This window comes from Neobacillus rhizosphaerae, from assembly GCF_937468385.1.
Classification (GTDB): Bacteria; Bacillota; Bacilli; order Bacillales; family Cytobacillaceae; genus Neobacillus; species Neobacillus rhizosphaerae.
Genome location: NZ_CALBWS010000025.1, coordinates 51,177 through 64,120, shown reverse-complemented (window position 1 = coordinate 64,120; position 12,944 = coordinate 51,177). Strand labels below are relative to the sequence as shown.

Annotated in this window: 11 protein-coding genes; 10 read left to right on the top strand and 1 reads right to left on the bottom strand. The window is 41.1% G+C overall.

What is annotated here, in order from left to right; translation table 11 throughout:
- Positions 1–89: 89 nt before the first annotated feature.
- Positions 90–2,417 carry an endopeptidase La gene (gene lon, locus M5A78_RS17380; protein ID WP_248736547.1) on the top strand — a complete coding sequence of 776 codons (2,328 nt, stop codon included), beginning with the start codon at positions 90–92 and terminating at the stop codon, positions 2,415–2,417.
- Positions 2,414–2,995: a ribosome biogenesis GTP-binding protein YihA/YsxC gene (yihA, locus tag M5A78_RS17375; RefSeq protein WP_248736546.1), complete on the top strand. Its 582-nt coding sequence runs from the start codon at positions 2,414–2,416 to the stop codon at positions 2,993–2,995. The genes lon and yihA overlap by 4 nt, the downstream gene beginning before the upstream one ends.
- 74 nt (positions 2,996–3,069) lie before the next feature.
- Here the strand turns inward: yihA and M5A78_RS17370 are convergent, their stop codons facing one another.
- Complete coding sequence (locus M5A78_RS17370) at positions 3,070–3,558, bottom strand: LiaI-LiaF-like domain-containing protein (protein ID WP_248736545.1); 489 nt, start codon at positions 3,556–3,558, stop codon at positions 3,070–3,072.
- A 216-nt stretch (positions 3,559–3,774) separates the two neighbouring features.
- Here M5A78_RS17370 and hemA point away from each other — a divergent pair, with 216 nt between their 5' ends.
- The 8 genes from hemA (at position 3,775) to ysxE (ending at position 12,699) form a co-directional block, all read left to right on the top strand.
- Complete coding sequence (gene hemA / locus M5A78_RS17365; protein WP_248736544.1) at positions 3,775–5,118, top strand: glutamyl-tRNA reductase; 1,344 nt, start codon at positions 3,775–3,777, stop codon at positions 5,116–5,118.
- A 13-nt stretch (positions 5,119–5,131) separates the two neighbouring features.
- Complete coding sequence (gene ccsA, locus M5A78_RS17360; protein ID WP_248736543.1) at positions 5,132–5,965, top strand: cytochrome c biogenesis protein; 834 nt, start codon at positions 5,132–5,134, stop codon at positions 5,963–5,965.
- Between the two features lie 16 nt (positions 5,966–5,981).
- The gene (gene hemC / locus M5A78_RS17355) at positions 5,982–6,914 is read left to right on the top strand and encodes a hydroxymethylbilane synthase (protein ID WP_248736542.1); all 933 of its coding nucleotides are present in this window, start codon (positions 5,982–5,984) and stop codon (positions 6,912–6,914) included.
- Positions 6,914–7,693: a uroporphyrinogen-III synthase gene (locus M5A78_RS17350; protein ID WP_248736541.1), complete on the top strand. Its 780-nt coding sequence runs from the start codon at positions 6,914–6,916 to the stop codon at positions 7,691–7,693. The genes hemC and M5A78_RS17350 overlap by 1 nt, the downstream gene beginning before the upstream one ends.
- Positions 7,694–7,776: 83 nt before the next feature.
- Positions 7,777–8,757, top strand: coding sequence for a porphobilinogen synthase (hemB, locus tag M5A78_RS17345; RefSeq protein WP_248736540.1), 981 nt, complete (start codon positions 7,777–7,779; stop codon positions 8,755–8,757).
- A 26-nt stretch (positions 8,758–8,783) separates the two neighbouring features.
- Positions 8,784–10,070, top strand: coding sequence for a glutamate-1-semialdehyde 2,1-aminomutase (gene hemL, locus M5A78_RS17340; RefSeq protein WP_248736539.1), 1,287 nt, complete (start codon positions 8,784–8,786; stop codon positions 10,068–10,070).
- Between the two features lie 464 nt (positions 10,071–10,534).
- Positions 10,535–11,566, top strand: a complete 1,032-nt coding sequence (spoVID, locus tag M5A78_RS17335; protein WP_248736538.1) for a stage VI sporulation protein D — start codon at positions 10,535–10,537, stop codon at positions 11,564–11,566.
- 89 nt (positions 11,567–11,655) lie between these two features.
- The gene (gene ysxE / locus M5A78_RS17330) at positions 11,656–12,699 is read left to right on the top strand and encodes a spore coat protein YsxE (RefSeq protein ID WP_248736537.1); all 1,044 of its coding nucleotides are present in this window, start codon (positions 11,656–11,658) and stop codon (positions 12,697–12,699) included.
- The last annotated feature ends 245 nt before the right edge of the window (positions 12,700–12,944 follow it).

Below are 12,944 nucleotides of genomic sequence, written 5' to 3'. Positions count from 1 at the left end.
CACTGAAAAATAAATAAGATAGAATTGTACAAAGACTATTCTGCATTCGCAGTTGAAAAAATTGGATTTGCATGTGGAGGTGCAGTATATTGGCGAAAAAGAACGAATTGATCGTACCCCTCCTGCCGCTTCGGGGATTGCTTGTCTATCCGACAATGGTGCTTCATTTAGATGTTGGTCGGGAACGATCAGTACAGGCACTCGAAAAAGCAATGGTAGAAGACCATTTAATATTCTTAACCACTCAAAAGGACGTCTCCGTTGATGAGCCTTCTGAAGAGGACTTATACAAGCTTGGAACGTTAACAAAGGTTAAGCAAATGCTAAAACTGCCAAACGGAACGATTCGCGTATTGGTAGAAGGATTAAATAGAGCGGAAATTGTTTCATTTTTTGATGAAGAGGACTATTATTCCGTAAACATTGTCACCTTTGATGACCCAGATACTAAAGATGTCGAAGACCAGGCCTTGATGAGAACGATGCTCGATTATTTCGAACAATACATAAAATTATCAAAGAAAATCTCGGCAGAAACGTATGCCGCTGTTTCTGATATAGAGGAACCTGGTAGAATGGCGGATATTATTGCTTCCCATTTACCCATCAAGCTGAAGGAAAAACAAGACATACTTGAAACAATTGATATTAAACAAAGGGTAAACCGTGTTATTGACACGATCCATAACGAAAAAGAAGTTCTAAATTTAGAAAAAAAGATTGGCCAGCGTGTTAAGCGCTCCATGGAAAGAACACAAAAAGAGTATTACCTTCGCGAGCAAATGAAGGCAATTCAGAAGGAATTAGGCGATAAAGAAGGTAAAACAGGCGAAATCGCCGAACTAACAAAAAAAGTAGAGCAGGCCGGAATGCCTGAACATGCCCTTAAAGCAGCACTGAAGGAGCTGGACCGCTATGAAAAGGTTCCAACTAGTTCCGCTGAAAGTGCCGTCATTCGTAACTATATTGATTGGTTGATTTCCATCCCGTGGTCAAAAAAGACGGAGGATGATATTGATATTAACCGTGCAGAAAAAATCCTAAATCAGGATCATTACGGACTCGAAAAAGTAAAGGAACGGGTACTCGAATATTTAGCTGTTCAGAAGTTGACCAATTCCTTAAAAGGTCCGATTCTTTGTCTTGCCGGACCTCCAGGTGTTGGAAAAACAAGTCTTGCTCGTTCAATTGCCACTTCGCTTAATCGCAATTTTGTCCGGGTATCCCTTGGTGGTGTTCGTGATGAATCGGAAATTCGCGGGCATCGAAGAACCTATGTTGGGGCCATGCCAGGCCGAATCATTCAAGGGATGAAAAAAGCTGGGACGATTAACCCGGTATTTTTATTAGATGAAATCGATAAAATGTCGAGTGATTTCCGCGGCGATCCATCCAGCGCAATGCTTGAAGTACTGGACCCGGAACAAAACCATAATTTTAGTGATCATTATATAGAAGAAACCTATGATTTATCAAAAGTCATGTTCATTGCAACCGCCAATAATCTATCAACGATCCCGGCACCGCTGCTTGATAGAATGGAAATCATCACAATCGCCGGTTATACAGAACTAGAAAAAGTTCATATTTGCCGCGATCATTTACTGCCAAAGCAGATTAAAGAAAATGGTCTTTCAAAAGGAATTCTTCAAGTGCGTGATGAGGCGATTCTAAAAGTCGTCCGCTATTACACACGTGAAGCCGGTGTACGAAGTCTGGAGCGTCAGATGGCAACTATTTGCCGGAAAACAGCGAAAATCATTGTATCCGGCGAGAAAAAACGTGTTATCGTTACCGAAAAGAACGTTGAGGAATTTTTAGGAAAAACAAGATTCCACTATGGAATGGCGGAGACTGAAGATCAGGTTGGGGTTGCAACAGGTTTAGCCTATACAACCGTTGGCGGTGACACCCTGCAAATCGAGGTATCCCTTTCACCTGGTAAAGGTAAGCTCATCCTTACCGGTAAGCTTGGAGACGTAATGAAAGAGTCAGCACAGGCCGCGTTTAGCTATATTCGTTCCAAAACGAAGGAACTGGGCATAGATGAAGATTTCCATGAAAAATATGACATCCATATCCATGTTCCCGAGGGGGCTGTTCCAAAGGATGGACCATCAGCAGGTATCACCATGGCAACGGCGCTTGTATCGGCCTTGACGGGCAGACCAATCCGTCGCGAGGTAGGAATGACAGGAGAGATTACATTACGAGGTAGAGTGTTACCAATTGGCGGTTTAAAAGAGAAAACACTTAGTGCTCATCGTGCAGGCCTGACTAAAGTTATTCTTCCAAAGGATAATGAAAAGGATATTGATGACATTCCAGAAAGTGTCCGCAATGAATTGGAATTTGTACCGGTATCTCATTTAGATGAAGTTTTAAAGCATGCGCTTTTAGAAGGTGGAGTAGAATGAAGGTAGTAAGTTCAGATATTGTCATCAGTGCCGTTAAACCAGAACAGTACCCGGAAACGACCCTGCCAGAATTTGCGCTGGCAGGCCGTTCAAATGTCGGTAAGTCTTCTTTTATCAATAAGATGCTTAACCGTAAGGGTCTGGCGAGAATTTCATCAAAGCCAGGAAAAACGCAAACATTAAACTTCTTTCTCATTAATGAGATTCTTCACTTTGTCGATGTCCCGGGGTATGGGTATGCCAAGGTTTCAAAGTCGGAGCGGGCTGCATGGGGGAAAATGATTGAAACCTATTTTACAACTAGGGAGCAATTACGGGCAGCAGTCTTGATTGTCGACTTGCGCCACCCTCCAACCTCAGACGATGTAATGATGTATGACTTTTTAAAGCATTACGACATTCCCTGCATTATCATCGCAACAAAGGCAGATAAAATCCCTAGAGGGAAATGGCAAAAGCATTTAAAGGTAACGCGTGAAACGTTAGATCTCGATAAAAATGACCATATTGTTTTATTCTCTTCGGAAACAGGCGAAGGAAAAGATCAGGCTTGGGCTATTTTAGAGAGCTATATGTAAAAAAAGCCAGGCGCTGAAGCGCCAGGCTTTTTTCCGTATTAAGAGGTTGTAAAAAACTGATGGAAGTTTCACTATTATTTTTTCCTTTTTAGTAGAAAATAAATACCAACAACAATGAGAAGAGCGGGCCAGAATTTCCAGACAAAACTCATTCCATTTTGCAGCAAGCCAAAGTATCCAGCAATTTTATCATAAAAGAGCAGTAACACGGCTAGAATGAGAAAGAGGAACGATTGAAACAGGCCTGTACTGGTCTTTTGAAAACGAAGAAAAAATCCAATTGAAATAATCAAGATTAACATGCCAATATGGTTAGTCGGCCAGAACGACACGTGGCCAGCAAGATAGAGATGAAGACCAAATCCAGCCATGATAACCCCAGGAAGAATGGCCTCGTAATCCTTCGCCATATATCCTTGCCCTAAAAAGGCTGCGCCAACAATGATAATTAAGGTCGGCCAGGTTGAAATTTGTTGAAAAAAAGAAACTCCTGTTTGCTGTAATAAAAAGTATGCTCCGAAACCGATAAGAATGATACCAGGGAAAATACGTTGATTTTTCAATACAATACACCGCTTCCAGTAAGGTTCACTTGAATCTAGTCTGCTTTTTTGATACTGTACATAGGGAAGATTATAAAAAAAACTGTCCTATTCAATTTCTAATATTAACACAATAGATTCGTTTTCTGTTCACATTTTTCGAGGAAAAGTCGAAATTACTCATGATATAATTTTACTAGTTGAAACCGTATTAATTATTGGGGGTGTCCTTAACAAATGCATATATTAGTGATCGGTCTTAACTATAAAACTGCCCCTGTAGAAATCCGTGAGCGTTTGACATTTAATGAAACCGATCTTGCGGATGCCATTAAAAAGTTAAACACTAAAAAAAGCATCCTAGAAAATATTATCTTATCCACTTGTAATCGAACGGAAATTTATGCGGTTGTCGATCAATTACATACTGGCCGCTATTATATGAAAGAATTTCTGTCCGAATGGTTCGGAATGGAGCAGCTGGAGTTTTCTCCATATTTATATGTTTATGAAGACGATGGTGCGGTAGATCATTTATTTAATGTAACTTGTGGAATTAACTCCATGGTTTTAGGGGAAACGCAAATACTTGGACAGGTTCGGACGAGCTTTTTGTCAGCTCAAGCTGAGGAAACGACTGGTTCCGTGTTTAACCACTTGTTTAAACAGGCGATTACCCTGGCAAAACGCGCGCACTCAGAAACAGAGATTGGTGCAAATGCTGTTTCTGTTAGCTATGCAGCGGTGGAACTGGCAAAGAAAATTTTCGGTTCCCTTGCTAACAAGCATGTGTTAATTTTTGGCGCAGGAAAAATGGGTGAGTTAGCAGCTCAAAACCTGCATGGTAACGGTGTGAAAAAGGTAACTGTCATTAACCGGACGTTTGATAAAGCGAAGGAGCTTGCAAAACGTTTTAATGGTGAGGCCAGAACATTGACGGAGTTAGAGAAATCACTTGTGGAAGCCGATATTCTCATTAGCTCGACTGGTGCCAAGGACTTTGTCATTTCAAAAGAAACGATGGCTAGTGTTGAGAAAAAACGGAAGGGTAAGCCATTATTTATGGTTGATATTGCCGTGCCGCGTGATTTAGATCCAAGAATTGCTGAACTTGAAAACATCTTTTTATACGATATCGACGATTTAGAAGGAATTGTGGAAGCCAACCTAAAAGAGCGCAAGAAAGCGGCTGAAAAAATCATGTTAATGATTGAAAAAGAAATCGTTGACTTCAAACAGTGGCTTGGGATGCTTGGTGTGGTTCCTGTTATTTCCGCGCTTAGGGAAAAAGCTTTAGCCATCCAGGCGGAAACAATGGATAGCTTGGAGAGAAAGCTACCGAATTTATCTAATCGCGATATAAAAGTGCTTAATAAACATACAAAGAGCATCATCAACCAGCTCTTAAAAGATCCGATTTTACAGGCAAAAGAATTGGCTGCAAGACCTGACGCCGATCAGGCGATGGAATTATTTATGAAAATTTTTAATATTGAAGAGCTTGCACGTGAACAACATTCGAAAGCAGCCGAATCCAATAACATGCCGGTTCATGAACCGTTGGCTTCCTTTCAGTCATAAGGGGTAAACTTTTATGCACAACGTCTTTATGACAAGGCTTCATGAATTCACAGTTGTTCTATATGCCTTCAGTGTACTGCTCTATTTTTTTGATTTTATTCACCATAACCGGAAGGCAAACCGCATTGCCTTCTGGTTACTTGCGTTTGTATGGATTTTGCAGACGGTTTTCCTTTTGTTCTATATGATAAAAACAGGTAGGTTCCCTGTACTGACTATCTTTGAGGGGCTCTATTTTTATGCTTGGGTATTAGTCACATTGTCACTTGTTATAAATCGGTTACTAAGAGTGGATTTTATCGTATTTTTCACGAATATACTTGGCTTTATTGTTATGGCGATTCATACATTTGCCCCGATGCAATACCATTCCCATATCATGGCCAAACAGCTTGTTTCAGAACTGTTGTTGATTCATATTACGATGGCGATTCTCTCTTACGGGGCATTTTCCTTGTCGTTTGTTTTTTCAACGCTGTACCTGCTTCAGTACGATTTATTAAAAAGAAAAAAATGGGGAACAAGACTTATCCGGCTCGCAGATTTAGATAAACTGGAAAAATCATCCTACATATTCGCAGTCATCGGCGTTCCAATGCTGCTGTTGAGTCTCATATTGGGCTTGCAGTGGGCATTTATTAAGGTTCCCGGAATGCCTTGGTACGATATAAAAATTATTGGCTCATTTCTGTTACTTACAGCATACAGCCTTTTATTATATCTCCGGATTGTGAAGAATATATCCGGAAGAAAATTAGCCATCTGGAATTCAGCTTCTTTTTTAATTGTAATCATTAACTTTTTCTTATTTGGTCAATTATCATCTTTTCATTTATGGTACGCATAAACCCTAGGAGGCAGTCATGAGAAAAATTATCGTAGGCTCTAGACGAAGTAAGTTGGCGTTAACACAAACAAATTGGGTGATTGAACAGCTTAAGAAGCTTGATCCATCTTTCGAGTTTGAAGTAAAAGAAATCGTTACTAAAGGGGATAAAATCCTCGACGTTACCCTTTCAAAGGTGGGCGGTAAAGGTTTATTTGTAAAGGAAATTGAGCAGGCCATGCTTGATAAAGAGATTGATATGGCTGTTCATAGTATGAAGGATATGCCGGCTGTATTGCCTGAAGGTCTCACTATCGGATGTATTCCTTTCCGTGAAGACCACCGTGATGCCCTTATTTCTAGAGGTCATGTAAAGTTAAAGGATTTAAAGCCAGGTGCAATTATTGGAACAAGCAGCCTGCGCCGCAGTTCACAGCTGTTGGTTGAACGCCCAGATTTAGAGATTAAATGGATCCGTGGCAATGTCGATACTAGATTAGCAAAATTAGAAACTGAAGAATACGATGCCATCATTTTAGCTGCCGCTGGCCTTTCCCGCCTTGGCTGGGCAACGGACGTAGTGACAGAATTTATCGATGCAGATATTTGTGTTCCTGCAGTGGGGCAAGGGGCATTATCGATTGAATGCCGCGAAGACGATAAGGAACTTCTTGAACTGTTTGAAAAATTCACTTGCAAGCAGACGGAAAGAGCTGTCCGTGCTGAACGCGCTTTCCTGCAAAAAATGGAGGGCGGATGCCAGGTGCCGATTGCTGGATTCGCCTATGTAGCTGAAAATGATGAGATTGTTTTAAATGTATTAGTTGCATCACCTGAAGGTCATGAAGTCTTTAAAGAAGAACTAAGAGGACAAAATCCGGAAGAACTTGGTATTCATGCTGCTGATTTATTAATTAAAAAGGGAGCTAAGGACCTGATTGAAAAGGTGAAACGGGAGCTCGAGGGTTAATGCTAAAACCCTCACCCCTACTTGATAAAAAAGTTCTTGTTCCAAGAGGTAAAGATCAAGCGAAAACATTCTCTCAGCTTGTCGAAAGGTATGGAGGGATTCCGGTTGAAATCCCTCTGATTGCCTTTCGTCCGATTGAAAGAAATGAACGCCTTCATGATTCGCTGAAGGTCCTTAATACATATGACTGGATTATTTTTACAAGCAATGTCACAGTTGAAACCTTCTTTTCTTTTTTTGAAAGAGTTGGTCCGGATTTTCCTAAAATTGCTGTGATTGGCAAAAAGACTGATGAGGTATTGCGAGAAAAAGGGCTTCGTGCTGAGTTTGTACCATCGGCATATGTAGCCGAAGCGTTTGTAGAGGAGTTTTTACCCTATATCAATAAAGGATCGCGGGTATTGCTCCCGAAAGGAAATCTAGCCCGGGAATATATCGCCACCGCGTTGACGGAAGTGGGGGCTGAGGTTGATGAGGTCGTCATTTACGAAACGTACATGCCGGAAGAGAGCCGTGTGAAGCTTGCGGGCATGTTGTCTGATAACCAGCTTGATATTCTAACGTTTACAAGCCCTTCAACGGTTGATCATTTCATGGATGTCGTAAAGGAATGTGGTCTGGAAGAGCAGTTGAAAGGCTGTGTCATTGGCTGTATCGGGCCGGTGACTGAGAAAAAATTAATTGCTTACGGATTAACAGTCCATGCTTCTCCAGTGGAGTACACCGTGAAGGAAATGATTAAATGCACGATTGCTTATCTTGATAACCATCATGTTTAATTTGATTTCCGTCAGTAAAGCGGAGCTATCCGCCAGTATAAACCAAGCTAACTAATAAAGTTTAAATTTTTGGAGGTAAAAATATGGAACTACAATTCTCACGTCATCGCCGCTTACGTTCAAGTGCTAATATGCGTGCACTTGTGAGAGAAAATCATTTAAAAGCAGAAGACTTCATTTATCCGCTATTTATCTATGAAGGGGAAAATATTCGCAATGAAGTATCGTCCATGCCTGGTGTATTCCAAGTATCGATGGACCATCTTCAAGCTGAAATGGATGATATTGTCGCACACGGCATTAAATCCGTCCTACTGTTCGGCATCCCGAAAACGAAAGATGCATGTGGAGAGCAGGCCTATCATGACCATGGTATCGTCCAAGTAGCCACCCGTTATATTAAAGAAAACTACCCGGACATCATTGTTGTGGCTGATACTTGCTTATGCGAATATACAGACCACGGACACTGTGGAGTTGTAGAAGGCGAAAAGATTTTAAATGACCAATCATTAGAATTGCTCGTAAAAACAGCTGTGGCCCAGGCTAAAGCTGGAGCGGACATTATTGCTCCGTCTAACATGATGGACGGCTTTGTGGCTGCCATTCGTGTCGGTTTGGATGAAGCTGGTTTTACCGAAGTTCCAATCATGTCTTATGCCGTTAAATACGCTTCTGCATTCTATGGACCTTTCCGTGAGGCAGCGGAGGGGGCGCCGCAATTTGGTGATCGTAAGACGTATCAAATGGACCCGGCTAACCGGATGGAAGCATTTAGGGAAGCGGAATCAGATGTTGCAGAAGGTGCAGACTTTTTAATCATCAAACCAGGGATGCCATACCTTGATATTGTTCGTGATGTAAAAAACAATTTTAACTTGCCTGTTGTCGTTTACAATGTAAGTGGTGAATATGCAATGGTGAAAGCGGCAGCTGCTAATGGCTGGATTGACGAGAAAAACACCGTACTTGAAATGTTAATCGGTATGAAACGAGCAGGTGCAGATCTCATCATAACTTATGCCGCAAAAGATGCGATTCGCTGGTTAAAGGAAGACCAATAAACATTTTTTTGAAAAGAGGGAATAGAATGCGTTCGTATACAAAATCGATTGAAGCATTTAAAGAAGCCCAAAACCTAATGCCCGGCGGAGTTAACAGCCCGGTTCGTGCCTTTAAATCTGTAGCTATGAGTCCGATTTTTATGGAAAAAGGCAAGGGGTCAAAAATCTATGATATCGATGGCAATGAATATATTGATTACGTCCTTTCATGGGGACCGCTAATTCTTGGTCACTCCAACGACCGTGTGGTGGAGGCGCTGAAAAAAACAGCAGAGCAAGGAACAAGCTTTGGGGCGCCAACATTATTAGAAAACAAAGTGGCACAGCTTGTAATTGAACGTGTACCATCTATTGAAGTAGTAAGGATGGTCAATTCAGGAACAGAAGCAACAATGAGTGCACTTCGTTTAGCCCGCGGCTATACTGGTCGTAATAAGATTTTGAAATTCGAAGGCTGCTACCATGGTCATGGTGATTCGTTATTAATTAAGGCCGGCTCAGGTGTTGCTACACTTGGTTTGCCTGATAGCCCTGGAGTGCCAGAAGGGGTTGCATCCAATACAATTACAGTACCTTACAATGACCTAGAGAGTGTAAAATACGCTTTTGAACAATTCGGCCCAGATATTGCTTGTATCATCGTAGAGCCAGTTGCTGGTAACATGGGTCTTGTCCCACCGCTGCCAGGATTCTTAGAAGGTCTTCGCGAGGTTACTTCGGCAAATGGTTCATTGCTGATTTTTGATGAAGTCATGACCGGCTTCCGCGTAGGTTACAATTGTGCGCAAGGCTATTTCAATGTAACACCTGATATTACATGTCTTGGAAAAGTAATTGGGGGCGGTCTTCCCGTTGGCGCATACGGTGGTAAAGCGGAAATCATGCAGCAAATCGCTCCAAGTGGCCCCATCTATCAAGCAGGAACATTGTCTGGAAACCCACTTGCAATGACTGCAGGTCTAGAAACACTAAGTCAATTAACTCCAGAGCATTACGAGGAATTTATTCGTAAAGGGGACATGCTTCAAAAAGGTTTTGAAGCAGCTGCTGAAAAATACGATATTCCCATTACCTTTAACCGTGCTGGTTCCATGATTGGCTTCTTCTTTACTAATGAAAAGGTCATTAACTATGAAGTAGCTAAAACATCGAACTTGGAATTCTTTGCAGCTTATTATCGGGAAATGGCTAACCAAGGGGTATTCTTACCGCCTTCTCAGTTTGAAGGGCTATTCCTATCAACTGAGCATTCTGATGAGGATATTGAAAAAACCATTCAAGCAGCAGAGGTTGCTTTTTCAAAGCTTAAATAAAGATTGTGCAGGGCACCCACCAGATTTGGTGGGTGTTTTTGTATAGTTAGAAAGCTAATTTACCTGAGCCAGTCCACGGACTGGTTTTTTAACTGTAAAGGATAGCGGAATAAAAGCAGTTTGGCGGAATTTATTAAAGTTGGCGGAATTCATGTTAAGTTTGGCGGAATTCAAAGGATGGCGGAATTATTACCAAAGTTGGCGGAAATCCAGTCCAAGGCAGAGGAATCACCCCTTCTCCAGTCCTCAAAACCCAATCTCAACTCCTGAACCCCATCCAATACTCCAACTGAATTTTCAAAACTCTAATTCTTTTACCCACCACGCAAGGTTTTTTATCATAAATGAAAAAATCCCTTCATAAAGTGTAAGTGACATAGTGATTTTGCGTGAAGGAAACGAAAGGAGGAGTCGCTTTGTCCCAGGAGAATCAATCGTGTCTGCGATTTTCCTTGGAGGAGTCCTTGTGGTTTAGAAAAGGACAGGAAGTCGAAGAGCTTGTTTCGATTTCCCTAGACCCGGACATTACCATCCAGGAAAACGATCAGTACGTAACCATACGTGGTTCGCTAGAACTCACCGGCGAATATAAAAGTTACGAAGCTGCCGATGAAGGCAAGGATGAAGGCTTTACCTCGCAAAAATTTGTAGAAAGAGTGGCGGATCTTGATGAAGGAAACTGTGAATTTTCACATCGTTTCCCCGTCGATATCACCATTCCGAATAATCGGATTCAAAGCATTTACGATATTGATGTCCTCGTTGAATCCTTTGATTATTCTCTACCAGAGCGCAGCTGTTTGAAGCTCTCTGCAGAACTAACCATCAGTGGTCTTTATGGAATCGAACAACAACAGCAGCTAGAACAAACACAAGAGTATGAGGTACTTCACCGTACCGAAGAAGAAGCTGCAGAGGAAGAAGTAGAAGTAGAGCAAGAAGTCGTTCCTAGCAGCCATGAAGATAACTTCCTGTTTGAAGTTGAGGTAAGAAAACAGCAAGAGGAAGAAAGTATTGAAGTATTACCGAAATTCCCAACCTTCAACTATCAACCGCAAGTGGAGTATGTAGAAGAAGACTACGAACCTGCATGGGACCTCCAAGAGGCTAGAAGTGAGAGTAGTCAGCCAATTGAAATTGAGCATGAAGTAGTATTTGAAGAAGAATCGGTACCAAATCCTCATTTTGAAGAAGAGGTAACTATTTTAGAAGAGAGTTCATCCTCTTCTGATGATGTGATAAAAAAGGTAAAGAAAAAGCTATCTGGGAAAAAGAAGAGCATGACGTTGACAGAGTTTTTTGCCCGCAAGGATGAAAGTTCTGCTCATGCGAAATTGAAGGTTTGTATCGTGCAAAAAGGAGATACTCTCGATGGAGTTGCCGAGCGTTATGATGTAACAGTTCCAAATCTCCTCCGCGTTAATAATCTTGAACTCAATCAAGACATTTATGAAGGGCAAGTATTATACATCCCAGCAACATTTGCAAAAAAATAATATTTCAAAAAGAAGCTGAGCGGGTTTCTTTAACCAGCTCAGCTTCGTTTAGATACAGTTTTTCTTTTTTGAAAGAGAGATGAGTTTTCATGAATGACTCCAATCGATTAGAAGCCATCGCCCCAATTTTAAAGAATTATCTTGTCGAGCCCTACTTTGTTGAAGATAACGGTATTGTCCAAAAAGTTTATTCAAATAAAGGAACCTTTGCCTTAAAAAAAATTGATCCAACAATAGGGACCGATTTCGTCCGTCATGTTCATCTTCTCTACCAAAAAGGGTTTAATCGGATTGTTCCGATTTACCCTACAATGGACGGCAGGTATGCAGTTTTATACGATAACAACCTTTACTATCTAATGCCATGGATGCCAAATGATCAAAAGGAAGATCGCGAGCACAAAAACCAACAGCTATTCCGGGAATTAGCGAGGCTTCACACCCTTTCTGCCAAAGAAATTACGGTAAACAATGAAGAACGAACAGAGCATTATGAAAAGACAATTCAACAATTGGAAAAACAGCAGGAATTCCTTGATGGCTTCGCTGATGAATGTGAAAGAAAGACGTATATGTCCCCGTTCGAATTGTTATATTGCCTGTATTACAATGAAATTAGCCAGGCGCTAAAGTTTTCGAAAACTAAATTTGAAGAATGGTACGAGAGCACGAAGGAAGCTGAGAAGGCGCGAATGGTGATCACTCACGGAAAATTATCATCCGAGCATTTTCTATATGATGACAGGGGATACGGTTTTTTTATCAATTTTGAAAATGCCCGTTATGGTTCACCGATTCATGATCTCCTGCCGTATATTTCACGAGCTCTCGATACGAATCCGAAGCGAAATGACACGACTATTGAATGGATGTATCATTACTTTAAATACTTTCCGTTTAAAGAAGATGAGAAATTGTTGTTCTACAGTTATTTAGCTCTACCAATCCCAATCATCAAGACGACGGAAAAATATTATCGAAAGCAGAGCCCAAAAAATGAATTAAAATTTGTGAGACAGTTGCAGCACCGCTATTGGCATCTGAAAAATTCAGAGTATACCGTGATGAGAATGACGGAAATTGAAGCCCAGCAACGGCAGACAAAAGAAGGAGCCCAGCAGCAGCTTGATTAACTGCAACAAGGGCTCCTTATATAATTTCAAAATAGATGGAAACGGCGATGGCGATAAAAAATGATAATAATAATACATCAAAAACGGTTGGAAAAAAAATTGTTCGTAGGAATTGAAAAATAATAAATGGTACAATTAATTGTCCGCAAAATCTCCGAATCGTTCTAAACCAGGGTCGGTGTTTGTATTTTTGAAAATTCCCCCTCACCCGAAAAACCTCCTCATTCAACTTCGACATCTACCTA

What these genes read in the sequence shown, in the direction of transcription:
- hemL (WP_248736539.1), top strand. Translation starts at nt 8,784, where the DNA reads ATGCGTTCGTATACAAAATCGATTGAAGCATTTAAAGAAGCCCAAAAC.
- yihA (WP_248736546.1), top strand. Translation starts at nt 2,414, where the DNA reads ATGAAGGTAGTAAGTTCAGATATTGTCATCAGTGCCGTTAAACCAGAA.
- M5A78_RS17350 (WP_248736541.1), top strand. Translation starts at nt 6,914, where the DNA reads ATGCTAAAACCCTCACCCCTACTTGATAAAAAAGTTCTTGTTCCAAGA.
- hemA (WP_248736544.1), top strand. Translation starts at nt 3,775, where the DNA reads ATGCATATATTAGTGATCGGTCTTAACTATAAAACTGCCCCTGTAGAA.
- ccsA (WP_248736543.1), top strand. Translation starts at nt 5,132, where the DNA reads ATGCACAACGTCTTTATGACAAGGCTTCATGAATTCACAGTTGTTCTA.
- hemB (WP_248736540.1), top strand. Translation starts at nt 7,777, where the DNA reads ATGGAACTACAATTCTCACGTCATCGCCGCTTACGTTCAAGTGCTAAT.
- ysxE (WP_248736537.1), top strand. Translation starts at nt 11,656, where the DNA reads ATGAATGACTCCAATCGATTAGAAGCCATCGCCCCAATTTTAAAGAAT.
- hemC (WP_248736542.1), top strand. Translation starts at nt 5,982, where the DNA reads ATGAGAAAAATTATCGTAGGCTCTAGACGAAGTAAGTTGGCGTTAACA.